At 68.9% G+C, this 25855-nt stretch carries 31 protein-coding genes; 25 read left to right on the top strand and 6 right to left on the bottom strand.

Annotated features, from left to right (window positions below; genetic code table 11):
* Nucleotides 1-43 precede the first annotated feature (43 nt).
* From infA to HDA39_RS24225, 12 genes are all read left to right on the top strand, one after another.
* Entirely contained in the window at nt 44-265 is a 222-nt protein-coding gene (gene infA, locus HDA39_RS24280; protein WP_012923661.1) for a translation initiation factor IF-1, read from the top strand.
* A gap of 30 nt (nt 266-295) precedes the next feature.
* Entirely contained in the window at nt 296-409 is a 114-nt protein-coding gene (gene rpmJ, locus HDA39_RS24275) for a 50S ribosomal protein L36 (RefSeq protein ID WP_008361054.1), read from the top strand.
* Nucleotides 410-593: 184 nt separating this feature from the next.
* Nucleotides 594-965: a 30S ribosomal protein S13 gene (rpsM, locus tag HDA39_RS24270; RefSeq protein WP_184798729.1), complete on the top strand. Its 372-nt coding sequence runs from the start codon at nt 594-596 to the stop codon at nt 963-965.
* Between the two features lie 41 nt (nt 966-1006).
* Complete coding sequence (gene rpsK / locus HDA39_RS24265) at nt 1007-1414, top strand: 30S ribosomal protein S11 (RefSeq protein ID WP_012923659.1); 408 nt, start codon at nt 1007-1009, stop codon at nt 1412-1414.
* 24 nt (nt 1415-1438) lie between these two features.
* Complete coding sequence (rpsD, locus tag HDA39_RS24260; protein WP_184798727.1) at nt 1439-2047, top strand: 30S ribosomal protein S4; 609 nt, start codon at nt 1439-1441, stop codon at nt 2045-2047.
* A 103-nt stretch (nt 2048-2150) separates the two neighbouring features.
* The gene (locus HDA39_RS24255) at nt 2151-3176 is read left to right on the top strand and encodes a DNA-directed RNA polymerase subunit alpha (protein ID WP_012923657.1); all 1026 of its coding nucleotides are present in this window, start codon (nt 2151-2153) and stop codon (nt 3174-3176) included.
* A gap of 67 nt (nt 3177-3243) precedes the next feature.
* Complete coding sequence (rplQ, locus tag HDA39_RS42505; protein WP_184798725.1) at nt 3244-3948, top strand: 50S ribosomal protein L17, sunset domain variant; 705 nt, start codon at nt 3244-3246, stop codon at nt 3946-3948.
* Between the two features lie 67 nt (nt 3949-4015).
* Complete coding sequence (truA, locus tag HDA39_RS24245) at nt 4016-4828, top strand: tRNA pseudouridine(38-40) synthase TruA (protein WP_184798723.1); 813 nt, start codon at nt 4016-4018, stop codon at nt 4826-4828.
* Nucleotides 4821-5441, top strand: a complete 621-nt coding sequence (locus tag HDA39_RS24240; protein WP_184798721.1) for a methyltransferase — start codon at nt 4821-4823, stop codon at nt 5439-5441. Before truA ends, HDA39_RS24240 begins: the two co-directional genes overlap by 8 nt.
* A 16-nt stretch (nt 5442-5457) precedes the next feature.
* Entirely contained in the window at nt 5458-5976 is a 519-nt protein-coding gene (locus HDA39_RS24235) for a SigE family RNA polymerase sigma factor (RefSeq protein WP_238356135.1), read from the top strand.
* Nucleotides 5969-6733: a hypothetical protein gene (locus HDA39_RS24230; RefSeq protein WP_184798717.1), complete on the top strand. Its 765-nt coding sequence runs from the start codon at nt 5969-5971 to the stop codon at nt 6731-6733. The genes HDA39_RS24235 and HDA39_RS24230 overlap by 8 nt, the downstream gene beginning before the upstream one ends.
* Nucleotides 6734-6780: 47 nt before the next feature.
* Nucleotides 6781-8463 carry an ABC-F family ATP-binding cassette domain-containing protein gene (locus tag HDA39_RS24225; RefSeq protein WP_184798715.1) on the top strand — a complete coding sequence of 561 codons (1683 nt, stop codon included), beginning with the start codon at nt 6781-6783 and terminating at the stop codon, nt 8461-8463.
* On the opposite strand, the gene HDA39_RS24220 is transcribed toward HDA39_RS24225, so the two are convergent.
* Genes HDA39_RS24220 through HDA39_RS24210 form a run of 3 tightly spaced genes read right to left on the bottom strand, consistent with a single transcriptional unit; the run spans nt 8460 to nt 10569 of the window.
* Nucleotides 8460-8999, bottom strand: coding sequence for a GNAT family N-acetyltransferase (locus HDA39_RS24220; protein ID WP_184798713.1), 540 nt, complete (start codon nt 8997-8999; stop codon nt 8460-8462). The genes HDA39_RS24225 and HDA39_RS24220 overlap by 4 nt on opposite strands.
* Nucleotides 8996-9988, bottom strand: a complete 993-nt coding sequence (locus HDA39_RS24215) for a glycoside hydrolase family 18 protein (RefSeq protein WP_184798711.1) — start codon at nt 9986-9988, stop codon at nt 8996-8998. Before HDA39_RS24215 ends, HDA39_RS24220 begins: the two co-directional genes overlap by 4 nt.
* Nucleotides 9989-10020: 32 nt before the next feature.
* Nucleotides 10021-10569, bottom strand: a complete 549-nt coding sequence (locus tag HDA39_RS24210) for an SbtR family transcriptional regulator (protein ID WP_184798709.1) — start codon at nt 10567-10569, stop codon at nt 10021-10023.
* 115 nt (nt 10570-10684) lie between these two features.
* On the opposite strand from HDA39_RS24210, the gene HDA39_RS24205 reads away from it, so the two are divergent.
* On the top strand, nt 10685-11140 hold the full coding sequence (locus HDA39_RS24205) for a nuclear transport factor 2 family protein (RefSeq protein WP_184798707.1): 456 nt from the start codon (nt 10685-10687) through the stop codon (nt 11138-11140).
* A 65-nt stretch (nt 11141-11205) separates the two neighbouring features.
* On the opposite strand, the gene HDA39_RS24200 is transcribed toward HDA39_RS24205, so the two are convergent.
* On the bottom strand, nt 11206-11661 hold the full coding sequence (locus tag HDA39_RS24200; protein ID WP_184798705.1) for a DoxX family protein: 456 nt from the start codon (nt 11659-11661) through the stop codon (nt 11206-11208).
* Between the two features lie 190 nt (nt 11662-11851).
* Nucleotides 11852-13138, bottom strand: a complete 1287-nt coding sequence (locus HDA39_RS24195; protein ID WP_337925876.1) for a citrate synthase — start codon at nt 13136-13138, stop codon at nt 11852-11854.
* A gap of 280 nt (nt 13139-13418) precedes the next feature.
* Here HDA39_RS24195 and rplM point away from each other — a divergent pair, with 280 nt between their 5' ends.
* From rplM to HDA39_RS24165, 6 genes are all read left to right on the top strand, one after another.
* Nucleotides 13419-13862: a 50S ribosomal protein L13 gene (gene rplM / locus HDA39_RS24190; RefSeq protein WP_184798701.1), complete on the top strand. Its 444-nt coding sequence runs from the start codon at nt 13419-13421 to the stop codon at nt 13860-13862.
* A 36-nt stretch (nt 13863-13898) separates the two neighbouring features.
* Nucleotides 13899-14420 carry a 30S ribosomal protein S9 gene (rpsI, locus tag HDA39_RS24185; RefSeq protein WP_420488734.1) on the top strand — a complete coding sequence of 174 codons (522 nt, stop codon included), beginning with the start codon at nt 13899-13901 and terminating at the stop codon, nt 14418-14420.
* A 7-nt stretch (nt 14421-14427) separates the two neighbouring features.
* The gene (glmM, locus tag HDA39_RS24180) at nt 14428-15774 is read left to right on the top strand and encodes a phosphoglucosamine mutase (RefSeq protein ID WP_184798699.1); all 1347 of its coding nucleotides are present in this window, start codon (nt 14428-14430) and stop codon (nt 15772-15774) included.
* 38 nt (nt 15775-15812) lie between these two features.
* Nucleotides 15813-16223 (top strand): glutaredoxin family protein, encoded by a 411-nt coding sequence (locus HDA39_RS24175; RefSeq protein ID WP_184798697.1) that lies wholly within the window; start codon nt 15813-15815, stop codon nt 16221-16223.
* 59 nt (nt 16224-16282) lie between these two features.
* Complete coding sequence (locus HDA39_RS24170; protein WP_184798695.1) at nt 16283-17095, top strand: endonuclease/exonuclease/phosphatase family protein; 813 nt, start codon at nt 16283-16285, stop codon at nt 17093-17095.
* Between the two features lie 141 nt (nt 17096-17236).
* A complete protein-coding gene (locus HDA39_RS24165; protein ID WP_184798693.1) occupies nt 17237-17830 on the top strand; it encodes a hypothetical protein in 594 nt (197 codons plus the stop codon).
* Nucleotides 17831-17992: 162 nt separating this feature from the next.
* On the opposite strand, the gene HDA39_RS24160 is transcribed toward HDA39_RS24165, so the two are convergent.
* Nucleotides 17993-19003, bottom strand: coding sequence for a LacI family DNA-binding transcriptional regulator (locus HDA39_RS24160; RefSeq protein WP_184798691.1), 1011 nt, complete (start codon nt 19001-19003; stop codon nt 17993-17995).
* 136 nt (nt 19004-19139) lie between these two features.
* Between HDA39_RS24160 and HDA39_RS24155 the strand changes: the two genes are divergently transcribed.
* From HDA39_RS24155 to HDA39_RS24130, 6 genes are all read left to right on the top strand, one after another.
* On the top strand, nt 19140-20366 hold the full coding sequence (locus HDA39_RS24155) for an ABC transporter substrate-binding protein (RefSeq protein WP_184798689.1): 1227 nt from the start codon (nt 19140-19142) through the stop codon (nt 20364-20366).
* 5 nt (nt 20367-20371) lie between these two features.
* Nucleotides 20372-21316 (top strand): carbohydrate ABC transporter permease, encoded by a 945-nt coding sequence (locus tag HDA39_RS24150; RefSeq protein WP_184798686.1) that lies wholly within the window; start codon nt 20372-20374, stop codon nt 21314-21316.
* Nucleotides 21317-21325: 9 nt separating this feature from the next.
* Nucleotides 21326-22141, top strand: coding sequence for a carbohydrate ABC transporter permease (locus HDA39_RS24145; RefSeq protein WP_184798684.1), 816 nt, complete (start codon nt 21326-21328; stop codon nt 22139-22141).
* A 12-nt stretch (nt 22142-22153) separates the two neighbouring features.
* The gene (locus tag HDA39_RS24140; RefSeq protein ID WP_184798682.1) at nt 22154-22930 is read left to right on the top strand and encodes a ThuA domain-containing protein; all 777 of its coding nucleotides are present in this window, start codon (nt 22154-22156) and stop codon (nt 22928-22930) included.
* Nucleotides 22923-23990, top strand: coding sequence for a Gfo/Idh/MocA family protein (locus HDA39_RS24135; protein ID WP_184798680.1), 1068 nt, complete (start codon nt 22923-22925; stop codon nt 23988-23990). The genes HDA39_RS24140 and HDA39_RS24135 overlap by 8 nt, the downstream gene beginning before the upstream one ends.
* A gap of 61 nt (nt 23991-24051) precedes the next feature.
* Nucleotides 24052-25854, top strand: coding sequence for a glycoside hydrolase family 3 protein (locus HDA39_RS24130; RefSeq protein ID WP_184798678.1), 1803 nt, complete (start codon nt 24052-24054; stop codon nt 25852-25854).
* Nucleotide 25855: the final 1 nt, after the last annotated feature.

Below are 25855 nucleotides of genomic sequence, written 5' to 3'. Positions count from 1 at the left end.
CACCAACCATCATTCAGTACGTCGTCTACAGAAGTGCGAGGACATGCCCAAAAAAGAGGGAGTCATCGAACTCGAGGGCACCATCGTCGAGGCTCTGCCGAACGCGATGTTCCGTGTTGAGCTGTCCAACGGGCACAAGGTGCTCGCGCACATCAGCGGCAAGATGAGGCAGCACTACATCCGGATCCTCCCCGAGGACCGGGTCGTCGTGGAGCTGTCGCCGTACGACCTCACCAGGGGTCGGATCGTCTACCGGTACAAGTAACCACAGCCACCTGTCGAAGAAAGAAGCTCGATGAAGGTCAATCCGAGCGTCAAGAAGATCTGCGACAAGTGCAAGGTGATCCGCCGCCACGGCCGGGTCATGGTGATCTGCGAGAACCCGCGGCACAAGCAGCGGCAGGGCTGATCCAAGCCTTACCTCGCACCACAGCACTTTCGCACCACAGCGCGCACGCTCGTCCAGCACCGCAACACGCTGGACGTCGCCCCCGGAACAGAGGCCGGGGCCTTGCCGGTGAAGGAAACATCACCGAGGCGGGCAAGGACGCGGCGCGCCCCCACACCTCTGCCGACGAAAGGAACACCGCCACATGGCACGCCTCGTTGGCGTCGACCTCCCGCGTGACAAGCGCATCGAGGTCGCACTCACCTACATCTTCGGTGTAGGTCGTACTCGCGCCCTGAAGACGCTCGAAGCCACCGGCATCTCCGGTGACAAGCGCGTCCACGAACTGGGCGACGAGGAACTGGTCAAGCTCCGGGACTGGATCGAAGGCAACTACAAGATCGAAGGTGACCTCCGTCGCGAGGTGACCGCGGACATCCGCCGCAAGATCGAGATCGGGTCGTACCAGGGTCGCCGGCACCGCAGCGGCCTGCCGGTGCGTGGTCAGCGCACGCGGACCAACGCCCGTAGCCGGAAGGGTCGCAAGAAGGCGATCGCCGGCAAGAAGAAGAAGTGACCCGGATGACCGTCGTCGACCACCCCAGGAGCAACTGACTTATGCCTCCCAAGAGCCGCACCGCGGCCGGCGCGAAGAAGGTGCGCCGCAAGGAGAAGAAGAACGTGGCCGCCGGCCACGCGCACATCAAGAGCACGTTCAACAACACGATCGTGACGATCACCGACCCGACCGGCGCGGTCATCTCGTGGGCTTCCGCGGGCACCGTCGGCTTCAAGGGTTCGCGCAAGTCGACCCCGTTCGCCGCGCAGATGGCCGCCGAGGCCGCCGGGCGCCGGGCGATGGAGCACGGCATGCGCAAGATCGACGTCTTCGTGAAGGGTCCCGGCTCCGGCCGTGAGACCGCGATTCGTTCGCTGGGTGCGGTCGGCCTCGAGGTCGGCACCATCCAGGACGTCACCCCGACCGCCCACAACGGCTGCCGCCCTCCCAAGCGGCGCCGGGTCTGATCCCAGGAAAGGTAGGCAGCGAAAATGGCCCGTTACACCGGACCCATGACCAAGAAGTCGCGCCGTCTCGGGGTCGACCTCGTCGGTGGCGACAAGGCGTTCGAGCGTCGTCCGTACCCGCCGGGTATGCACGGCCGCGGCCGTCCCAAGGAGAGCGAGTACCTGCTTCAGCTCCGTGAGAAGCAGAAGGCCCGCTACGCCTACGGCGTGCTCGAGAAGCAGTTCAGCCTGTACTACAAGGAGGCCTCGCGGCGTCCGGGTAAGACCGGTGACAACCTGCTGATCATCCTCGAGTCGCGTCTCGACAACGTCGTGTACCGCGCCGGTCTGGCCCGGACGCGTCGTCAGGCCCGTCAGCTCGTCGTGCACGGTCACTTCACCGTGAACGGCATCAAGGTCAACATCCCGTCGTACCGCGTCGCGGCGCACGACGTGATCGACGTCCGCGCGAAGTCGAACGAGATGACCCCGTTCATCATCGCGCGGGAGACGCACTCGGAGCGGGTCGTCCCGGCATGGCTCGAGGCCCTGCCGGAGCGGCTGCGGATCCTCGTGCACCAGCTGCCCACCCGGGCGCAGATCGACACCCAGGTCGCAGAGCACCTGATCGTCGAGCTCTACTCGAAGAACTGATCCGCTTCCCGCCGGCGGCCTCCGGGCCGCCGGCGGGATCGGTCGTTCTTCACCTCGCGACCTCAAATAGTGGTCGTCGCGACAGAAGAAGGAAGTAGCACAAGTGCTTATTGCACAGCGCCCCACCCTGACCGAAGAGGTCGTCGGCGAGCACCGCTCGCGGTTCGTGATCGAGCCGCTGGAGCCGGGCTTCGGCTACACCCTCGGCAACTCCATCCGCCGCACCCTGCTGTCGTCCATCCCGGGCGCCGCCGTGACCAGCATCAAGGTGGACGGCGTGCTGCACGAGTTCTCGACGGTCGCGGGGGTCAAGGAAGACGCCACCCAGCTGATCCTGAACCTCAAGGACCTGGTCGTCTCCTCCGAGCACGACGAGCCGGTCACCATGTACCTGCGCAAGCAGGGCCCCGGTGACGTCACCGCCGCCGACATCGCGCCGCCGGCCGGCGTCGAGGTGCACAACCCGGACCTGAAGATCGCCACCCTGAACGAGAAGGGCCGGCTCGAGATGGAGCTGGTCGTCGAGCGGGGCCGCGGTTACGTGTCCGCGATCCAGAACAAGTCCGCCGACGCCGAGATCGGCCGGATGCCGGTCGACTCGATCTACTCGCCGGTCCTCAAGGTCACCTACAAGGTCGAGGCGACGCGTGTCGAGCAGCGCACCGACTTCGACCGGCTGGTCGTGGACGTCGAGACCAAGCCGTCGATGCTGCCCCGCGACGCCGTCGCGTCGGCCGGTAAGACGCTGGTCGAGCTGTTCGGCCTGGCCCGCGAGCTGAACGTCGAGGCCGAGGGCATCGACATCGGCCCGTCGCCGGTCGACGAGCAGATGGCCGCCGACCTGGCGCTGCCGGTCGAGGACCTGCAGCTGACCGTCCGGTCCTACAACTGCCTCAAGCGCGAGGGCATCCACACCGTGGGTGAGCTGATCTCGCGCAGCGAGCAGGACCTGCTGGACATCCGCAACTTCGGCTCCAAGTCGATCGACGAGGTCAAGCTGAAGCTGGCCGAGATGGGCCTGTCGCTGAAGGACTCGCCCCCCGGCTTCGACCTGCGCGCCGCTGCCGAGGCCTACGGTGACGACGCCGAGGACGAGGACGAGAGCTTCGCCGAGACCGAGCAGTACTGACCTTTCGAAGGCCTCACGGCCCGTTCCCAAGGTCCGCACCCGGGCCTGAGATTTCTGGAGTTGGACAATGCCTACCCCCACCAAGGGATCCCGCCTCGGCGGCAGCCCGGCGCACGAGAAGCTGATCCTCAGCAACCTCGCGACGTCGCTGTTCGAGCACGGCGCGATCACCACGACCGCGACGAAGGCCAAGCGCCTGCAGCCGCTGGCCGAGTCGTTCATCACCAAGGCCAAGCGCGGCGACCTGAACTCGCGCCGTCAGGTGATGAAGCGGATCAAGGACAAGAGCGTCGTGCACGTGCTGTTCACCGAGATCGGTGAGCGGTACGCCGACCGTCCGGGCGGCTACACCCGGATCATCAAGCTCGGCCCCCGCAAGGGCGACAACGCCCCCATGGTGAAGATCGAGCTCGTCGAGGCGCTGGCCGACTCCCCGAAGGCCAAGAAGGCCGCCGCGAAGAAGGCTCCCGCCAAGAAGACCACCGCGAAGAAGGCGGCCGCCAAGGCCGACGACGCGCCGGTGGCCGACGAGGTCAAGGACGACGCCGAGGTTCAGGACGTCGTCGCGGCCAAGTACGAGGGTTCGGCCGCTCCGCTGGCCGACGGCTCGGCGCCCGAGGGCTTCGACATCAAGGGCAACGAGAACTCGATGAAGTTCCACACCACCGACTCGCCGTGGTACGACCAGACCGAGGCCGAGGTCTGGTTCGCCACCGAGGAGGCGGCCGCGGCCGCCGGCTTTACCAAGGCCGGCGAGACCGAGGACAAGTAACACCCAGTACGTCACAGCGCCCCCGCACCGGTCACGGTGCGGGGGCGCTGTTGCGTTAGATTGCCCTGTGCGTTGGCGGATAGACCTGAGATACGACGGGACGGGATTCCACGGCTGGGCCAAGCAGGCCGGGCTCAGGACGGTGCAGGGCGACTTCGAGGAAGCTCTCCGGACGATCCTGCGGACCGAGCTCGCCCCGACCGTGACCTGTGCGGGCCGGACCGACACCGGGGTCCACGCCCGTGGCCAGGTGGCCCACGTGGACCTGGACACCCCGATGACTGCCCGGGAGTTGCATCGCCGGCTCAACGGCGTCCTGCCCGAGGACGTCTGGGTGACCTCGGCCGCGGTGGCCCCGGAAGGCTTCGATGCCAGGTTCTCGGCGCTCTACCGCCGGTACGTGTACCGGATCTGCGACGACCCGGTCGGCTGGGATCCTGTCCGCCGTCAGGAGGTCCTGCGGGTCGGCCTCGCGCTGGACGTCGACCGGATGAACGACGCCGCGCAGCGGCTGCTCGGTGAGCACGACTTCGCCGCCTTCTGCCGCAAACGCGAGGGCGCGAGCACGGTCCGGGCGCTGCGCGAGTTCTCCTGGGTCAGGGTCGCTCCCGGACGGATCGAGGGCACGGTGATCGCCGACGCGTTCTGCCACTCGATGGTGCGCGCGCTGGTCGGCTCGATCGTCCCGGTCGGAGACGGACGCCGCGAGGCGGACTGGCCGGCGACGGTGCTCGCGGCGCGCGTCCGCAACTCGGCGGTGACGGTGCTGCCGGCGCACGGGCTCACGCTGGAGGAAGTGCGCTACCCCGCGGACGACCAGGTGGCTGCCCGAGCTGTCGAGACCCGCCAGGTCCGAGGAGAGGTGCACCGCCGTGGCTGACCACTTCTTCTCGGAGGACCCGGCCTCGGCCGACGTACGGCGTACTGTGCAGGCCCGGATCTGGGACCGGGACTACGAGTTCATCACCGCGAGCGGCGTCTTCTCCCGGGACCGGCTGGACCTCGGTACGTCGATCCTGCTGCGCGAGGTGCGCCCTTCGGGCAGCCTTCGGACGATCCTCGACCTCGGCGCCGGCTACGGGCCGATCGCGTGCGCGCTGGCCGTCGAGCTGCCGGAGGCCGACGTCTGGGCCGTCGACGTGAACAACCGGGCGCTGGAGCTGACCGGGCTGAACGCCGCCGCCGCGGGCGTCGCCGAGCGCGTGCACGCGGTGCAGCCCGACGACGTACCGGACGACGTGGTGTTCGACGAGTTGTGGTCCAACCCGGCGATCCACATCGGCAAGCCGGAGCTGCACAAGATGCTGCTGCGCTGGTTCGGCCGGCTGAAGCCCGGGGGCGTCGCGTGGATGGTGGTCGGCAAGAACCTCGGTGGCGACTCGCTGCAGCGCTGGCTGACCGAGCAGGGCTACCCGTGCGAGCGAGTGGCCAGTTCGAAGGGCTTCAGGATCTTGAAGGCCACTGCAACGAACCGAGGCGGATCGCCGTCCTGAGGGTATGGAGGCAGCCTTGGCCGAACCGATGACCAGCGCGCCCGCACTCGACTTCGAGACCTTCGTCGGCGAGCGGGCCGACGCGCTGCTGCGGTTCGCCTACGTGCTGACCGGTGACAAGTCGCTGGCCGAGGACGCCGTCCAGGACGCGCTGACGACGGCCTGCGCCCGTTGGGGCCGGGTCAGCCGCGCCGACGACCCCGAGGCGTACGTCAAGCGGATGGTGGTCAACGCCCACATCTCCTGGTGGCGCCGGTTCCGCCGGCGGGAGGCGCCGGTGCCGGAGCCGGACCGGTCCGCGGCGGCCCCTGACGGTACGGCGGACCGGGCGCAGGCCGAGGCGGTCTGGGAGCTCTGCAAGACCCTGCCCGACCGGCAGCGGGCGGCGGTGGTGCTGCGCTTCTACGAGGAGCTGTCGTACGCCGAGATCGGCGTGCTGCTGCACTGCGCGGAGGCGACGGCCCGGTCCCACGTGCACCGGGCGCTCGCCGTACTGAAGAAGACGCTGACCAAGGAAGGAGCCGACGATGCCTGAGTACGACGACCAGGAGCAGGAGCTCGGCCCTGCCCTGACGGACGCGTTCAAGACCAAGGCCGACACCACCTTCGAGCTGCACCGGCGGGGGCTGGCTGCCAAGGCCCGCCAGCGGGTTCGGCAGCGGCGGAAGAACCTGCTGGCTACCGCGGCCGCGGTGGTCGCTGTGGCGGTGGTCGGCGGTGGTGTGTGGGGTGTGATCGGTTCGCAGTCGCCCATAGCCACCAATAGCGCCGGCAGTGCCGACAGCCGGGCGGACGCTCCCGAGTACCAGGGCGAGCAGCAGCCGCAGAAGGACACGGCCATGGGCTGCCTGCCCAAGCCGGCGATCTACAGCGGGGACGCCGGTCCGTCAGCCGCCAGCGGTCTCGACCTGGCCGACCCCGTGTCCAGCTTGGAGGCCTGCCGGTACCGGCTGACCCCGGGCAACCAGGAGTTGCTCGGCTCCGAGCGCTTCAACGAGAACACCGCCCAGCAGGTCGTCGACGCGATCAAGGTGCTGCCCGAGCGCAACCCGGCGCTACCGGTGTTCAAGTGCACGCCCGAGGCAGCCCGGCCGTCCGAGGCGATCGTGCTGCGCTTCACCACCGCGGCCGGTGTCCGCGAGATCTGGGTCCAGTACGACGGCTGCGCGACCGCCGGATTCCTCAACGGCAGTACGACGTACGGGCTGTTCGCCGCGCCGCTCAAGCTGTTCATGACCGGCTCGGTCCGCCCGTCCGGCGGCATCTACCTGGACCGCCTCGAGGGCTGGTAGGCGATAACCGTTCGCCGTCCGAGCGACCGGCCCGTCAGACTGGGGCCATGGGTCATGTGGACGTCGCCGGGATCGGGTTCGAGCTGCCGGACGGGCGGGTGCTGCTGGACGACATCACGTTCCGGGTCGGCGACGGCGCCAAGGTCGCGCTGGTCGGTGCGAACGGGTCCGGCAAGACGACGCTGACCAAGATCATCGCGGGCGACCTGAAACCGCACAGCGGCAGCATCGCGCGCTCCGGCGGGCTGGGCGTGATGCGCCAGTTCGTCGGCTCGGTGCGGGACACCTCGACCGTGCGCGACCTGCTGCTCAGCGTCGCGCCGGAGGCGATCCGGACCGCCGCGGCCAAGCTCGACGAGGCCGAGCTGAAGATGATGGAGGCCGACGACGAGAAGACCCAGCTGCGCTACGCCCAGGCCGTCTCGGACTGGGGCGAGGTCGGCGGGTACGACGCCGAGGTGCTCTGGGACGTCTGTACGACGGCCGCCCTCGGCATCCCGTTCGACAACTGCCGCTGGCGCGAGGTGAAGACGCTGTCCGGCGGCGAGCAGAAGCGGCTCGTGCTGGAGGCGCTGCTGCGCGGTCCGGACGAGGTGCTGATGCTGGACGAGCCGGACAACTACCTCGACGTACCGGGCAAGCGCTGGCTCGAGGAACAGCTCAACGCGACCACCAAGACCGTGCTGTACATCAGCCACGACCGGGAGCTGCTGGCCAACACGGCGACCCGGATCGTCACCGTCGAGCTCGGTGCGGCCGGCAACACGATCTGGACGCACGGCAGCGGCTTCAAGACCTACCACGAGGCCCGCAAGCACCGGTTCGAGCGGCTGGAGGAGCTGCGCCGCCGCTGGGACGAGGAGCACGCCAAGCTCAAGGCGCTGGTGCTGATGTACAAGACCAAGGCGGCGTACAACGACGGCCTGGCGTCGCGCTACAAGGCGGCGCAGACCCGGCTGGCCAAGTTCGAGGAGGCCGGCCCGCCGCAGGCGATCCCGCGCGAGCAGAAGGTCAGCATGCGGCTCACCGGCGGCCGGACGGGCAAGCGGGCCGTCGTGACCACCGGGCTCGAGCTGACCGGTCTGATGAAGCCCTTCGACCTGGAGGTCTGGTACGGCGAACGCGTGGCCGTGCTGGGCTCCAACGGCTCCGGCAAGTCGCACTTCCTGCGTCTGCTGGCCAACGGCGGCTCCGACCCGGACGTCGAGCACCAACCGGTCGGCGAGGTCGAGATCCCGTCGGTCGCCCACACCGGCGGCGCCAAGCTCGGCGCGCGCGTGCGGCCCGGCTGGTTTGCGCAGACCCACGAGCACCCGGAGCTGGCCGGCCGGACGCTGCTGGAGATCCTGCACCGCGGCGACGAGCACCGCGACGGCATGGGCCGCGAGCTGGCGTCACGGAAGCTGGACCGGTACGAGCTGGCGCACGCGGCCGAGCAGTCGTTCGACAGCCTGTCGGGTGGTCAGCAGGCCCGCTTCCAGATCCTGCTGCTCGAGCTGTCCGGTGCGACGCTGCTACTGCTCGACGAGCCCACCGACAACCTCGACGTCGAGTCCGCCGAGGCGCTGGAGGAGGGCCTCGACTCGTTCGACGGCACCGTCCTCGCCGTCACCCACGACCGCTGGTTCGCCCGCGACTTCGACCGCTACCTGGTCTTCGGCTCCGACGGCTCGGTCTACGAGTCGACCGAGCCGGTCTGGGACGAGGGCAGGGTCGAGCGCGCTCGCTAGGGCCGGTCGACCCGGTAGACGAAGTGCAGCGGGTCGTCGACCGGGTTGTCCGGCTCCATCGCCCCCTCGGCGACCCGCCGTAGCCCGGCGCGCTCCAACGCCCGCCAGGAGTTCCGGTTCGCCGCGACGACGGCGACCAGCACCGCCGGCGTACCGGGCAGGTCGGTCCAGGTCCGTTCGATCAGGGCGGCGATCATCGCCGTACCCAGCCCATGCCCGGTCTGTTGCTCGGCACCGATGAAGTAGTCCACGATCACCGTGCCGTCCGGGACCTCGGTCAGCTCGGCGAAAGCCTCGAGCTCCTCGGGGTAGTCGGCCAGCCGGCTGCGCTGGATCAGGCCCGCCCGTACGCCGTCCACCAGCAGCAGGAAGTCCTCGGAGGGCTCGGTGCCGTCGACGGCGGCGCCGAAGTCCCGCTCGACTGCTTCGGGGCTGGTCTCGTGGTTCCACCAGCGAGCGACGTGCGGATGCGCCAGCCACTCGGCGAGCAGCGGGAAGTCGGCACGAGTGACGCGGCGGAAGGTGACTGCGTTCATTGCTTGACCCATCCGTTCCCGTACGCCGTCCAGTCGGCCTCGGTGGCGGTGAAGTCGACGTAGATGGCCAGGCCGAAGTTCTGCTTGGTCGACGAGCCCAGGCCGAGGCGGGCGCCGCGGACCGCGGCCTCGACGGTTTCGGCGTTGCCCCAGTGGCTGGGGTTGTTCTCCCAGTACGCCGGGAGGCCCATCAGGAGGTCAACACGGTCGGGGGTGACCTCCAGGGCCAGCTGGGTCTGTTTGGCGACGTAGCCGCCGTACAGGGACTCCAGGGGCATGGCGGTGTCGTAGGACATCACCGCGATCTGCTCGACCCGGCGGGCGACCTCGGCGAAGTAGTCCTGGGACCACCACTTGCCCTCGTCGGCGATGGCCAGCGGGACGGCGTTCAGCTTCCACAGCGGGTCGATCTGCGCGGCGGCGACCGACAGGGGGACGTTGCGGGCGGCGGTGAGCTGGTGGACCTGGTCCAGGACGGCGAGGAAGCCCTGCGACCCGGAGCGGACCGGCTCGAAGTCGAAGTGGATGCCGTCGAAGCCCTGGTCGAGCACAGCCTCGGACGACGCGGTCACCCGGTCGCGGACGGCCTGGTCGTCCAGGTCCATGCCGGGGTTCTTCGCAGGCTGTACGACGTCGCCCAGCCAGCCCTGCACCCGTACGCCGGGCGCGGCCTTGCTCATCGCGTCGGTGAACCAGCGGGCCTTGGGGGAGACCTCCGTCAGCGGCAGGCTGCCGTCGTGCTCCAGCGGGCCGGCGTGGACGTACAGGTCGCGCACTCCGGTCGTGGAGAGCCGCTTGGCCAGTGCGGTGACGTCAACTGCGGTCTTGCGGCCGTCCACCCAGGCATGGCCGAGCCAGACGGCGTCCTGGCCGCGGGTGAGGGCCTGCGGCGACGGGTCGCCGGTGTACTGGAGCCGGAGCGACACGGCGTACGCCCCGAGAGGTACGGGGATCGCCAGCAGGAAGACCAGCAGCAGGACGGTGATCACCCGGCGTCGCCTCGACCAGCGCCTCTACCGCTTCACCGGCGCGGCCGCAGCCCGTCGTACAGGACGGCGAGCATCCGGTCGCGGACCTCCAGATCCAGACCGGTGGCTGTCGCTCCGCGGGAGGCCCCGACGAGCAGGGCGTACACCTCGGCGAACTGGGCGTCGGCGCGGACCGCTCCGCTGCGCTGGGCCCTGGCGAGCAGTTCGCCGAAGGCCTGGCGCATTTCGAGGCCGGCCTGCCGGGCGTGCTCGCCAGGAGCGCTGCCGGCCGCGCCGAGCGCCTCCGCGATCGCCAGCTTGGACCCGGCCTCGGCGACGACCTGGCTGAAGAACTCGTAGAACGCCGTCCCGGGGTCGCCCGCACCGGCCAGCTCACGGGCGGTGTCGCGCAGCCGCTGCAACCGCAGCGTCAGCACCGCCTCCAGCAGCTCCACCTTGGTCGGGAAGTGCCGGAAGACGGTCGCGATCCCGACCCCCGCCAGTTTGGCCACGTCGTCGGTCGAGGCGGCCGTCGACCGCCCGAACACCTGCTCGGCCGCGGTCAGGATCCGCTCCCGGTTGTCCCGCGCGTCAGCTCGCACCCGCCCACCCTCCTTCGTCCCGCACAGCGTAGGAGACGCACGCCGAGCCCATTCGGTTGTAACCGAAGTTTGTACTCCATATATTCGGAGTCACCACTTCGTTTAGGAGCCTCAGATGACACCCACCGAAGTCTTCCTGCGCCTGGTCCACGGCGTCGCCGACGGCGACTACGCCAACCTCCCCGGCCTGTACGCCGAACAGACCGACGTCCGGCACCCGTTCGCGCCCGGCGGCGACCATCCGCTGCTCACCCGCGACGCGCTCCGCGAGCACTTCGGCGGCACCGGCCCGAAGGTCGCCCAGGCCATCGCGTTCGAGCCGGACAACATCCGGGTCCACGAGACCGCCGACCCGGAGGTGATCGTCGCCGAGTTCGAGTACGCCGGGACGCGGGCCGCCGACGGCGCGTCGTTCCGGGTGCCGTGCATCTTCGTCCTGCGGGTGCGGGACGGGCTGATCGTCGAGTCCCGGGACTACGTCGACCACGTCGGGATGGCGCGGGCCCGCGGAACGCTCGACCAACTCTTCGCCGTGGCCCGGGAACCGCGTGGCCCAGTGGCTGCGTCCTAGTCGGCAGAAGCGCAGAACGGCCCCGGTCCGCGGCAGACATGCCGGGCCGGGGCCGTCCCAACTCCTCAAGCCCGCAGGCCTTTGAGCGGCGCCAGGGCCTTGGTCGCGATCACCAACGCCGCGGCCGCGAGCACGATGTCCTTCAGCACGTACTGCGCCTCCAGCGTCGGCGCCCCCGGGAAGAGGTCGCCGAAGAACAGCACCAGCGGCGACATGATCCCGACCAGCGCCGCTCCCAGGACCAGCAGACCGGTCCGGAGGAACTTGCCGGTCATCAGTGTGAGCCCGATGAAGCACTCCATCGCCGCGGTCAGCAGGACGGCGTACCGGCCCTCGATCACGCCGAAGGTGAGGGTGTCGAGCGTGCGCATCACCAGCGCCTCGGCCGGACTCGCGCCGGGGAAGAACTTCAGCAGCCCGAAGCCCAGGAAGATCAGGCCGAGGCTGATCCGCAGGATGTCGACGCTGCGCCGGCCGACCCAGTCGGTGAGCAGGTTTCCCTTGTGCAGAACGGTGTTCATGGTGGTGTCTCCTGTCGTGGTCGATGTCCATGACAGCGTCGCGAAGATCACCTCTCCACCGCGTCGGGTCAGCGACGGCACCTGCCCTACGCCGTACGGCGTACTGCTCGGGGTGACCCTGAGGCTCGGGGGAGTACGGCAAAGGCCCCCACGGAGCACCGTGGGGGCCTTTGTTGCTGAGGGCAAGCGGTCAGCGGTCGCCCATCGGCACGTAGTCGATACCGCGCGCGCCGGTGTAGATCTGCTTCGGGCGGGCGATCTTCTGGTCGCTGTCGCCGAGGCTCTCCAGCCACTGGGCCAGCCAGCCGGACGTCCGCGGGATCGCGAACAGCACGGTGAACATCTCCGGCGGGAACTGCAGGGCCTCGTAGATCAGGCCGGAGTAGAAGTCCACGTTCGGGTAGAGCTTGCGGGAGACGAAGTACTCGTCCTCCAGTGCGATCTTCTCCAGCTCGACGGCGATCTTCAGCAGCGGGTTGATCCCCGTCACCTCGAACACGTCGTCGGCGGCCTTCTTGATGATCTTGGCGCGCGGGTCGTAGTTCTTGTAGACCCGGTGGCCGAAGCCCATCAGCCGCTCTTCGCCGTTCTTCACGCCCTCGATGAACGACGGCACGTTGTCGACGGTGCCGATCCGGCGCAGCATCTTCAGCACGGCCTCGTTGGCGCCGCCGTGCAGCGGGCCGTAGAGGGCGGCGATGCCGCCGGTGACGGCGCTGTACGGGTCGACCTGGGTCGAGCCGATCGCCCGCACCGCGTTGGTGGAGGCGTTCTGCTCGTGGTCGGCGTGCAGGATGAACAGGATCTCCAGCGCGCGCACCAGGCGGTCGTCGGCGGCGTACTTCGGCTCGCTCATCTTGAACAGCATCGACAGGAAGTTCGCCGCGTAGCTGAGCTCGTTGTCGGGGTAGACGTACGGCTTGCCCTGCGCGTGGCGGTAGGCGAACGCGCCGAGCGTCGGCATCTTCGCGATCAGCCGGCGGATCTGCAGCGCCCGCGACTGCTCGTCGAAGATCTCGCGGGACTCCGGGTAGAACGTCGACAGCGCGCCGACCGAGGCCAGCAGCATGCCCATCGGGTGGGCGTCGTACCGGAAGCCCTGCATGAAGGTCTTCAGGTTCTCGTGCACGAACGTGTGATACGTCACGTCGTGCGCCCAGCCCTCGTACTCGGCCTTGTTCGGCAGCTTGCCGTTGACCAGCAGGTAGGCGACCTCGAGGTAGTTCGACTGCTCGGCGAGCTGCTCGATCGGGTAGCCGCGGTACTCCAGGATGCCCTTGTCACCGTCGATGAAGGTGACCGAGGAACGGGTCGAGGCGGTGTTGACGAAGCCGGGGTCGTAGGTGGCCAGGCCACCGTCTCCGTCGGTAGCGCTGATCTGCTTGAGATCTGCGGCACGGATGGTGCCGTCGGTGATGGCAAGGTCGTAGTCCTTGCCGGTCCGGTTGTCCCGGACGGTGAGCGACTGTTCGGTCACGGTGCCCTCTTCGGAAGCTGGCGTCATCGCCGGTGCCAGTGAGGGTGATCGTCAGCGGCGGGACGCGGTTCGGACTTCTGTTCTTCACCGCTAAACTAGTGCGGTCGGAGTTCGGTTCCAACCCGGGGTCCCCGGGTCGTTCACGCTCACTTTGACCCCGACGTGTCCCCGCCGGTATTCTGGGCTGCTGTTGTGCGTTCCAGGTCTGCACCGGTCTTCGGTGATACCGCTCGCCGACGTCCTATTTTTGTCAACCTCTGAGAAACGAAGGTCAACGACCGTGCGCACGTACAGCCCGAAGCCTGCTGACGTCACCCGTGAGTGGCACGTGATCGACGCCACCGACGTCACGCTCGGTCGGCTCGCCGTCCAGATCGCAATTCTTCTGCGTGGCAAGCACAAGCCGACCTTCGCCCCGCACATCGACGGAGGCGACTTCGTCGTCGTCGTCAACGCGTCCAAGATCGCCCTGTCCGGCAGCAAGCGGACGGACAAGCTGGCCTACCGTCACTCGGGTCACCCGGGTGGTCTGACCGCCACGCCGATCGGCGACATCCTGGACAAGGACCCCCGTAAGGCCGTCGAGAAGGCTGTCTGGGGCATGCTGCCGAAGAACCGCCTGAGCCGGAAGCTGCTCACCAAGCTGAAGGTGTACGCCGGTCCGGAGCACCCGCACGCGGCCCAGCAGGCGAAGCCGTTCGAGATCACCCAGATCGCCCAGTAGAGCGATCGACGAGCCAGGTAAACGAGGATTTCCAGCGTGAGCGACGTCACCACCACCGAGACCGAGAACGACCTTGAGGTCCCCATCGACAACGAGGGCCCGGTCGCCTACACCTCCGAGACGAACCCGAGCCCGGAGCAGCGCGCCGAGTCCGGCCGCGTCGCGGTGATCAACCCGGCCGGCGCGACCGGTCGCCGCAAGGAGGCCGTCGCTCGCGTCCGCCTCGTTCCCGGCACGGGCACCATCACCGTCAACGGCAAGCCGATCGACGTGTACTTCCCGAACAAGGTTCACCAGCAGCACGTGAACGAGCCGTTCGTGGTCGCCGGTCTCGAGGGCTCCTACGACGTGATCGCCCGGATCAACGGCGGTGGCATCACCGGCCAGGCCGGCGCCCTGCAGCTCGGCATCGCCCGCTGCCTGAACGCCGCCGACGAGGAGGCGAACCGTCCGGGTCTGAAGAAGGCCGGTCTGCTCAGCCGCGACGCGCGGATCAAGGAGCGCAAGAAGGCCGGTCTCAAGAAGGCCCGTAAGGCTCCGCAGTACAGCAAGCGCTGATCACCTGATGGCGCGTTTGTTCGGCACGGACGGCGTCCGTGGCCTGGCGAACGTGGACCTGACCGCGGAGCTGGCGCTCGACCTCTCGGTCGCCGCCGCTCACGTACTCGGCGAGGCCGGTGCCTTCGAAGGGCACCGGCCACGCGCCGTTGTGGGCCGGGATCCACGTGCCAGTGGTGAGTTCCTGGAAGCCGCCGTCGTGGCCGGTCTGGCCAGTGCCGGCGTCGACGTCTTCAAGCTCGGCGTACTGCCGACCCCCGCGGTCGCGCACCTGACCGGTTCGACCGGCGCCGATCTCGGCGTGATGCTGTCGGCCAGCCACAACCCGATGCCGGACAATGGCATCAAGTTCCTGGCCCGGGGCGGGATCAAGCTCGACGACGTGATCGAGGACGCCATCGAGGCCCGGATGGGCGAGGAGTGGCAGCGTCCGACCGGCAAGGCCGTCGGGCGGGTGCTCGACGACGGCCAGGGGTTCGAGACGTACGTCGCGCACCTGGTCCGGTCCGCGCCGAACCGGTTCGACGGTCTGAAGGTCGTGATCGACTGCGCGAACGGTGCCGCGTCCCTGACGGCACCGGAGGCGCTGCGGCGTCTCGGGGCCGAGGTGATCACGTACGCCGCCAGCCCGGACGGCCTGAACATCAACCTCGAGTGCGGCTCCACCCACATGGAGGGTCTGCGCCGCGAGGTGATCGGGCACGGCGCCGATCTCGGCATCGCGCTCGACGGCGACGCCGACCGCTGCCTGGCGATCGACGACACCGGCGAGATGGTCGACGGCGACCAGATCCTCGCCGTCCTGGCGCTCGCGATGCGCGACAGCGGGCGGCTGTCCAACGACACCGTCGTGGCGACCGTGATGAGCAACCTCGGCTTCGTCCAGGCGATGGTCCGGGAGCAGATCGCGGTCGAGCAGACCAAGGTCGGCGACCGGTACGTGCTGGAGGCGATGAAGGCCGGCGGCCACAAGCTCGGCGGTGAGCAGTCCGGGCACGTGATCCTGTCCGACCACGCCACCACCGGCGACGGCACGCTGACCGCCGTCATGCTGCTGGCCCGGGTCGCCTCGACCGGCAAGTCGCTGCGGGACCTGGCCGCCGTGATGACGCGGCTGCCGCAGGTCCTGGTCAACGTCCCGAACGTCGACAAGAACCGCGCGGGCACCGACCCGGACGTCCAGACCGCGGTCACCGAGGCGACTCGGCGGCTCGGCGACACCGGCCGCGTCCTGCTCCGCCCCTCCGGCACCGAGCCGCTGGTCCGGGTGATGGTCGAGGCGGAGTCCTCGGACACCGCTCACGACGTGGCCCACTCGCTGGCCGACGTCGTCGCGGGCGCACTGAAACTCTGAGCACGATGCAACGCCCAGGCCTGTTCCGAACGTGGCGCATGGCCTGGGCGTTCCTGCTCGTGGGGCTGGTGACGTCGGTCAGCCAGTTCCTGTCCGGCCGGGTGCTGTTCGGGATCTTCGAGCTGGTCGCCTTCGCCGCTGTGGCCGCCGTGCTCTCGCCGGTGGTGTTTCCGCGTTCGACGCCCGCTGCCGAGGCCGAGCGCCTGGCGGCCGTCGACGGCCGGCCGATCATCTACTGGCGGCCCGGGTGCTCGTACTGCCTGCGCCTGCGACGCAAGCTCGGCCGGCGCGCGCGTACGGCGTACTGGGTGAATGTCTGGGCCGACGCCGACGGCCTCGCCGGCCTTCGCGAGCTCACCGACGGGTACGAGACCGTTCCGACCGTGGTCGTCGGCGAGGAACACCGGGTGAACCCGGATCCGCGGTGGGTTCGCGAGCAGGTCGGCTGACCTTTCGGCGAGGAGCGAATTCTCGTGAGATCGGCGCGCGGGACTGATTGGCTCTGCGCATGACTGGATTCCGTCGCTTGTTCGTTGCCGTCGCCGCCCTGCTCGTCGTGACACCGGCCGTCGCCGTCGCCCAGCCCCGCGCGGTCACCACCGTGCCGGTGCTCACGTACAACATCCACCACGCGCAAGGCGTGGACGGCGTACTGAACCTCGAGCGCATCGCCACGGTGATCAGCCAGTCCGGGGCCTCGGTGGTCGGCCTGCAGGAGGTCGACGTGCACTGGAGCGAGCGCAGCGACTGGGTCGACCAGGCCGCCTGGCTCGCGAACCGCCTCGGCATGGAGTACCGCTTCGCGGCGAACCTCGACCTGGACCCACTCACCCCCGGCGACCCGCGCCGCCAGTACGGCACGGCGATCCTGTCGCGCTACCCGATCAAGGACTTCAGCAACACCCTGCTGCCCTTGTACGCCGGCAGCGAGCAACGCGGCCTCGCCGTCGCCACCGTCGACGTCAACGGCCAGGACGTCCGCTTCGCCACCACCCACCTGTCCAAGCTCACCTCCGCCGAGCGCGTCGAGCAGGCCCAGAAGATCATCCAGCTCCTCGCCGGCCCCACCACCCCGACCCTCCTCACCGGCGACCTCAACGGCGTCCCCACGTCCCCCGAGATCAAGGCCCTGACCGCCACCTGGAAAGACACCTGGCCCGAGGCCGGCCTCGGCCTCGGCCTCACCAACCCGGCGATCTTCCCCCTCTCCCGCATCGACTACGTCCTCCACTCCCCAGCCTTCAAGGCCAAGTCCGCCCGAACCCCCATCACCCACGCCGCCGACCACCTCCCGGTCGCAGCAACCTTCGAGCTCTCCTAGCCTTCAACTCCCGGCCTCGGACAGGATCCGGCACCTTGAACGACTGCCGACCTGTCCGAGGCCGAAAACTGCCCCGAGCTGCCCCTGAATGCCCTGGGCACGTCGCCGCCGATCAGCCGACGGAGGCTGCAGGATCCGAGGATGCCCAGCTCTGTCGCCGGACCCAGCCCACTGGCCTGGGTCGACGAGTCGATCGTCACCGCCCGCCCAGGAATCGAGGGAACTTACACGATGGCGGCGGTCGTCACCGCTGCCCAGTGCGACGACCTGCGGCGCATCGCTCGCGATCTGGCGGTCCGGCCCGGCGTACGGCTGCATTGGGTGACCGAGTCGGTCAAGCGCCGGGACCGGATCGCGGCCGTGATCGCGAACCTCGACGTACAGGCGATCGTGGCGGTCGGAGCACCGATGGCGAACACGAAGCAGGAGCGGGCTCGAAGCTGCTGCCTCGAGCGGCTGCTGTACGAGCTGGACCAGCTCACCGTCCGCGAGGTCTGGCTGGAGTCTCGGCGTGAGATCCAGGACGGGCGGGATCTTGCGCTGGTGGACAGTGCCCGTGACAAGGGCTTGGTGTCGAGGCACCTGAAGGTCGGCTTCGCGAAGCCGGCTGACGAGCCGATGCTGTGGTTGCCCGACGGCGTCGCTGGAGCGGTGACCGCGGAAGTGCTGGGGGATCGGCGGTGGATCGACGTGCTGGTGGGGATCATCACCCGGCACAGGGTGGCGCTTCGATGACCCCGGAAAGCGCGAAAGCTGGGGCCCGTCGTTCCGGCGGGATGCCCAGCTTCACTTCTCTCCAAGCTGCACCTGGTGAGCTGGCTCAAGCTTCGCACACCCGACGACATGCTGTCTGCCAGTTGAGTGATCTGCCCCGGGAAGGCCCGAGATGCCCCGGAATCACCGCGGAGGGCCGACCGACTCGCCGGGTAGCAGTCGGGCGGGGACGAGTTGTGGGGGGAGGGGGTCGGCACCCTCCAGGTGGCGGATGAGGGACTGGGTGCCGAGGCGGCCGAGTTCGGGGCCGGGGGTTCTCATGATGGTGAGTTCCGGGTTACTCATGGCGGCCGTCTCGGGGACCATCAGCAGGGGGAGGACCGAGAGGTCGCCGGGGATGTCGCGGCCCAGGCGTTGGAGGCCGGCGGTGACGCCGAGGGCGGCGAACTCGTTCATGACCAGGACGGCCGTCGTACGAGCGTGGTCGCGGAGGATCTGGGCGGCGGCTTCGTGGCCGGCGCGGGTGGTGTCGGAGCACTCGACGACGACGATCTCGAGGCCGTGCTCGGCGGCGATGCGGCGGTAGGCGTCGCCGATCCGGACCCACGGGCCGTAGGCGTGGAAGCGGGGATCGTCGAGGTCGCCGGAGACCAGGACGAGCCGCCGGTGGCCTAGGTCGTACAAGTGCTGAACGGCATCGGCGACCGTGGTGTCGAAGTCGATGTCGACGTGGGTCAGGCCCTCGAGCTCGGTCGTCCGCCCGATCATCGCGAACGGCGTACCGGTCTCGCGCAGTACGCCGACCCGCGCGTCGTCGAGCTGCACCTCCATCAGCACGACCCCGTCGACCAGTCCCTGCCCGAGCAGCTCGCGCAGCTCGACGCCGTCGTTGCCGACCGGCCAGAGCACCAGGTGGTAGTCGTCCTCGCGGGCGGCCTCGGCCGCGCTGGTGAAGAACTCCGCGGTCGACGTCCCGAACTTGTGCTCCAGCGCCGGGTACGCCATCGCGATGATGTGCGTACGCCGGCTCGCCAGCGCCCGCGCCACCACGTTGCGCCGGTAGCCGAGGTCGGCCATCGCTTGCTCGATCCGCGCCCGGGTCGCGGCGGCGACCGGCTTGGTGTCGTTCAGCAGGAACGACACCGTCGCGATCGACACCCCCGCGCGGTCCGCGACTTCCTGCATCGTCGCCATACGTCCCCCTCGAACCCTTGACAGCCACGTGACCCAAGGAACATAGTCCTAGCCAACTCAGTTAAGCGCTTTACTGCTGATGCTGCAAGCGTGGTCAAGCGCTGTGATCGTCGATTCCCCGAAGGAGTCCGATGTCATGATCAGCAAGCGGATCACCGCTCTTCTGGCGGGTGCGACAGCGCTTCCACTCCTGCTGGCCGCCTGTGGCGGCAGCGGCGACAGTTCGTCCGCGTCGGGCGCGAGCGTCAGCAGCCTCACCGTGCTCGACTACTACAACAACGACCCGGACAAGGCCCTCGTGCAGAAGGGCCTCGACGGTTGCGCGACCAAGCTCGGGATCAGCATCCAGCGGGAGACGGTGCCTGGTGACACCTTGATCCAGAAGGTGCTGCAGCAGGCGTCGTCGAAGACGCTGCCCGACGTCCTGATGCTCGACAACCCCGACGTCCAGCAGATCGCCGCCACGGGGGCGCTCGCTCCGCTGAACGACCTGGGCGTGACCGCGGACGGCTTCGCGCAGGGCATCGTCGACGCCGGCTCGTACGACGGCAAGCTCTACGGCCTCGCGCCGGTGGTCAACACGATCGCGCTGTTCTACAACACGCAGATGCTCACCGAGGCGGGCGTTCAGCCGCCGAAGACGTGGGACGAGCTGAAAGCGGCGGCGAAGAAGCTGACCAAACCGGGCCGGTACGGCATCGCCTTCAACGCCAACGCGACGTACGAGGGTGCCTGGCAGTTCCTGCCGGCGATGTGGACGAACGGCGGCGACGAGACCGACCTGAACAGCCCGCAGGTGGCCGAAGCCCTGCAGCTGTGGACGGATCTCGTGCAGTCCGGGTCGGCGTCGAAGAGCGTCGTCAACTGGACGCAGGGCGACGCGAAGGACCAGTTCGCGGCCGGCAAGGCCGCGATGATGGTGAACGGCCCGTGGCAGATCCCGTCGCTGCAGTCCACGCCGAACGTCAAGTGGGGCGTCGTCCAGTTCCCGGTGAACAAGGCCGGCCAGACGCCGGTCGCGCCGCTCGGTGGCGAGGCGTGGACGGTGCCGCTGAACAAGGACCAGGCCAAGCAGCAGAAGGCCGCGGACTTCGTGAAGTGCCTGACCTCGGACGAGAACGAGCTGACCTGGGCGAAGGCCCGGTTCACCGTGCCGACCCGGACCGCGCTGCTCGACACCTACGTCAAGGACGTGCCGTCGATGGCCGCGTTCACCGAGCAGGTCAAGAACGCCCGGTCCCGGACCGGCAAGCTGGGTGAGAAGTGGCCGGACGCCGCCAAGGTGATCTACCAGGCGGTCCAGCTGGCCCTGACCGGCAAGGCCTCTCCCCAGGACGCCTTCAAGCAGGCCTCCGGCGGCTGAGCGCGATGGCGGACGGAACGCTGACCCGCACGGCCGTACGCCGGTGGCCGCGCGCCGCCGGCCGCGGTCGCCGGGGCGAGGAGCTGACCAAGATCCTGTTCGTCCTGCCGGCGGCGGTCGCGATGGTCGCGCTGTTCGGCTACCCGGTGGTGAAGAACCTGCTGATGAGCCTGCAGGACTACGGCCTGCGGACCTTCTTCACCGGCGAGGCGCCGTTCGTCGGGCTGGCCAACTACACCGCGATGGTGAAGGACCAGCTGTTCTCGCAGGCGATGGTGAACACCGGGCTGTTCACGATCGGGTCGATCGCCTTCCAGTTCGCGATCGGGCTGGGACTGGCGCTGTTCTTCCGGCGCCGGTTCCCGCTCAGCGGGTTCCTCCGGTCGATGCTGCTGCTCCCGTGGCTGCTGCCGCTGATCGTGTCGAGCGCGACCTGGCGCTCGATCCTCGAGCAGGACAACGGCATTCTCAACCGGACGCTGATCGGCGCCGGCCTGCTCGACGACCCGGTGCCGTGGCTGAACTCGCCGTCGGTGGCGCTGATCGCGGTGATCGGGGTGAACGTCTGGATCGGCATCCCGTTCAACGTCACGCTCCTGTACTCCGGGCTGACCGAGATCCCCGACGAGCTGTACGAGGCCGGCCAGCTGGACGGCGCGACCGGGTGGAGTGCCTTCGTCCACATCACCTGGCCGAACCTGCGAGCCGTCGCGAGCGTGGTGCTGATGCTCGGCGTCGTCTACACGATCAAGGTGCTGGACATCATCCTCGGCCTGACCGGCGGTGGCCCGGCCAACGCGACGCAGACGCTGGCCACCCAGTCGTACGAGCGCTCGTTCGTCGACTTCAAGTTCGGTGAGGGCGCGGCCCTGAGCAACCTGCTGATCGCCCTGTCCTTCCTGTTCGCCATCTTCTACCTGCGCGGCACCCGCCGCGCCGTCGACGAGTAGGGGCTCCCGATGACCGACTCGACCGTACGTCGCGTGGTGTTCTCCGTGCTCGGCGTCCTGATCCTGGTCGTGATGCTGTTCCCGGTCTACTGGATGGTGAACGCGTCGCTGCAGCCGTCGGGCAACACGTTGACGGCCGGCCTGCTGCCGCTCGACCCGAGCTTCTCCGGGTACCGGCGGGCGCTCGACGAGCAGGGCGGGAACCTGGTGACCAGCCTGATCATCGCGACCGGGACGGTCGTGCTCAGCCTGCTGATCGCGACGCCGTGCGCGTACGCGCTCTCGCAGTTCCGGTCCCGCTGGGTGTCGATCGGGCTGCTGGCGATCCTGATCTCGCAGATGATCCCGGGCATCGTGATCGCCAACGCGCTCTACACGGCGTACGAAAGGATCGGGCTGCTGAACTCGATCCCGGGGCTGATCCTGGCCAACTGCAGCAGCGGGATCCCGTTCGCGATCCTGATCCTGCGCTCGTTCATGCTCTCGCTGCCGCCGTCGCTGGTGGAGGCCGCGCGGGTGGACGGTGCCGGGCTGGTCCGCGCGTTCGTCGCGATCGTGCTGCCGATCTCGAAGAACTCGTTGATCACCGCGGGACTGTTCGGTTTCCTCTTCTCCTGGAGCGACTTCCTGTTCGCGCTCACGCTGACCACCAAGGGTGGCGCGCGGCCGGTGACGCTCGGGATCTACCAGTACCTCGGCACCCAGGTGCAGAACTGGAACGCGGTGATGGCCACCGCGGTGCTCTCGGCGATCCCGGCCGTCGTGCTGCTGATCGTCGCGCAGAAGTACATCGCCGCCGGCGCCGTCGGCGGAGCCGTCAAGTAAAGGACAACGGATATGAGCATTCGTGTACTCGTCTGGGGCGAGAACCGGCACGAGCAGGTCGAGCCGCACGTCGCCGAGCTCTACCCCGACGGCATGCACGGGGCGATCGCCGCCGGCATCGCGGAGAACCTCGGCGACCGGGCAACGGTCGGTACGACGACGCTCGACGAACCCGAGCACGGCCTCACCGAGGAGGTGCTGGCGACCACCGACGTCCTGGTCTGGTGGGGCCACGCGGCCCACGGCGAGGTCGAGGACAAGGTGGTCGACCGCGTGCACCAGCACGTGCTGGCCGGGATGGGCCTGGTCGTGCTGCACTCGGGCCACTGGTCGAAGATCTTCGGCAAGCTGATGGGCACGTCGTGCACGCTGCGCTGGCGCAGCGAGCGCGACCGCGAGCTGGTCTGGACGGTCGCGCCGACGCACCCGATCGCGCAGGGCGTCCCGCACCCGATCGAGATCGAGCAGCAGGAGATGTACGGCGAGTACTTCGACATCCCGGTGCCCGACGAGCTGATCTTCGTCTCGTCGTTCACCGGCGGCGAGGTGTTCCGGTCCGGCTGCACCTGGCGGCGCGGGCACGGCAAGATCTTCTACTTCTCGCCCGGCGACCAGGACTTCCCGGTCTACCACCACCAGGACGTCCGCAAGGTGATCGCGAACGGCGTCGCCTGGGCGCAGACGGTCCGGCCGGAGCGCGCCGTACCGACGTTGCTGCGGTACGAGACGGGTGAGTTCTTCACCGGGCAGGGGTACCAGGGCGCGATCGAGGAGCCTGCCGATGCCTGAACCGCTGCGACTGATCCAGGTCGGGGCCGGCGGGATGGGCCGCGCCTGGTTGCGCACGATCGCCACCAGCGACGACGTCGTACTGGCCGGGCTCGTCGATCTGGACCTGGAGGTCGCGCGGTCGGCGGTCACCGGCGAGGTCCCGGTCGCCAGGTCGCTGGACGAGCTGGCCGTCGAGGCCGACGCGGTGATCGACGTGACCGTGCCGGCCGCGCATCCGACCGTCAGCATCGCCGCGCTGCTGCGGGGGCTTCCGGTGCTGTGCGAGAAGCCGCTGGCCGAGACGGTCCGTGAGTGCCTGCCGATGGTCGCCGCGTCGGAGGTGAGCGGCAAGCTGCTGATGGTCTCGCAGTCCCGTCGCTACTTCCGGGTCGGTACGGCGTTCGGCCGGCAGCTCGCCGAGCTCGGCCCGGTCGGCACGCTGACCTGCGAGTTCTTCAAGGCACCGCACTTCAGCGGCTTCCGCGAGCGGATGGCCGAGCCGCTGCTGGTCGACATGGCGATCCACCAGTTCGACCTGGCCCGCAAACTGATCGGTGCCGAACCGGTCTCGGTGTACTGCGACTCGTACAACCCCGACTGGAGCTGGTTCGACGGGCACGCGGCGGCGAACGCGCTCTTCACCTTCGCCGACGGCACGCGCTTCTCCTTCACCGGCAGCTGGTGCGCACCCGGCCAGGAGACCTCCTGGAACGGCCGGTGGCGAGCAGTCACCGCGGCCGGCACCGCCACCTGGGACGGCGACAACCCACCGGTTTCCGAGGGCCTCGGCGCTGAGTTGCCCGACGAGCCGGAGGAGATCGCCGGCTCGCTGGCCGAGTTCGTCGAGGCGGTCCGGTCCGGCGGAACTCCGCAGTCCGAGGTGCACTCCAACCTGGTCAGCGTCGCCATGGTCGAGGCCGCCGTACGGTCCGCTGCCCTCGGCGTACCGGTCCTGATCGCCGATGTCGTCAGCGACGCGTTCACCCAGGCGCTCGACACGGTTCAGCAGCCGGAACTGCTCGCGGCCCTCAAAGCCTGGGAGGATGACTTGCCGTTTCCCCTTGACCCACCTGGGTGACGTGGGTAACTTTCGCGTGCGGGGGACACGCGTGTTACTCAATTACCTCAAGGGGTCGGTCATGTCGTCGTTGCGCCGCTCTGCTACCGCCAGTCTTGCCGTCGCGACCGTGGCCGCACTCGTGCCCGCGGCCGCGGTGGCCGGTCCATCGCCCCAACCGAAGCAGCCGATCACCAGCCTCCAGCAGGCCACCCAGGCGATGAAGGGCATGTCGCTGGAGGAGAAGATCGGCCAGCTGTTCGTGCTGTTCGCCTACGGCCCGGACGCGAGCAAGCCCGATCCCCGCAACACCGCCCTGTACGGCGTCGCGACGCCGGCCGAAGTCGTCGCGAAGTACAAGCCGGGCGGCTGGATCTACTTCAACGCCCGCGACAACGTGCAGAACCCGACGCAGCTGGCGACGTACTCGAACCAGCTGCAGTCGGCGGCCATCAAGACCGGCCTGCACCTGCCGCTGACGATCGCGACCGACCAGGAGCAGGGCGTCGTGGTCCGGATCGGGCCGCCCGCGACGCAGTTCGGCGGCAACATGGCCCACGGCGCCACCCGCAGTACGGCGGACGCCCGGACCGCGGCCGGCATCACCGGCCGGGAGCTGAAGGCGATGGGCATCCGGCAGGACTACGCGCCGGACGCCGACGTGAACGTGAACGCGCTCAATCCGGTGATCGGCGTCCGCTCGTACTCCAGCGACCCGAAGCTCGTCTCCGACATGACCGTCGCCCAGGTCCAGGGCTACCAGCGCGACGCCGGCATCACCGCGACCGCGAAGCACTTCCCGGGCCACGGTGACACCCGCGACGACAGTCACAACTCGCTGCCGACGATCAACCACACCCTCGAGGAGTGGAACACGATCGACCGGCCGCCGTTCGAGGCCGCGGTCAAGGCCGGGATCGACTCGATCATGACCGCGCACATCGCGGTCCCGTCGCTCGACCCGTCCGGCGACCCGGCGACGCTGAGCAAGCCGATCATGACCGGCATCCTGCGCAACCAGCTCGGCTTCAAGGGCCTGATCATCACCGACGCGCTGGAGATGGCCGCGGTCCGGGCCAAGTACGGCGACGCCGAGGTCGCGGTCCGCGCGCTCGAGGCCGGGGCCGACCAGCTGCTGCTGCCGCCGGCTCCGGACGTCCAGTTCAAGGCCGTCGTGGACGCGGTGAAGTCGGGCCGGATCAGCGAGCGCCGGATCGACGAGAGCCTGCTGCGGATCCTGCTGGTCAAGCTGAAGAACGGCAGCCTGCTGTCGCCGTTCTCCGACCCGGCGAAGATCCCGAGCAAGGTCGGTACGCCGGCCAGCCTGGCCACCGCGCAGAAGATCGTCGACAAGTCGATGACCCTGGTCAAGAACGACACCAACACGCTGCCGCTGAGCAACACCGCGCGCAAGATCCTCGTCACCGGCTGGGGCGTCAGCACCACGCAGTCGCTGGCCAACAGCCTGACCACCCGCGGCGCGACCACCACCGTGGCACAGACCGGCGCGGCCCCGACCGACGCGGCGATCGCCGACGCGGTGACGAAGGCGCAGGCCAACGACGTCACCGTCGTCCTGACCCAGAAGGCGTGGGACACCACCGTCACCGACAAGCAGGCCAAGCAGCAGAAGCTCGTCAAGGACCTGCTGGCCACCGGCAAGACCGTGATCGTCGCCGCCGTCCGCGACCCGTACGACATCGCCTACTTCGACCAGGCGCCGACCTACGTGGCCACCTACGGCTACCAGGCGGTCTCGATGGAGTCGCTGGCCAAGGTCCTGTACGGCGAGATCAAGCCGACCGGCAAGCTCCCGGTCGACATCCCGGTGGCAGGCGACCCGGCCACCCCGCTCTACCCGTTCGGCCACGGCCTGAGCTGGTGAC

Source organism: Kribbella italica (genome assembly GCF_014205135.1).
GTDB lineage: Bacteria > Actinomycetota > Actinomycetes > Propionibacteriales > Kribbellaceae > Kribbella > Kribbella italica.
The sequence above is the reverse complement of the archived record's forward strand: the minus strand, read 5'-3'. Positions and strand labels throughout refer to the sequence as shown.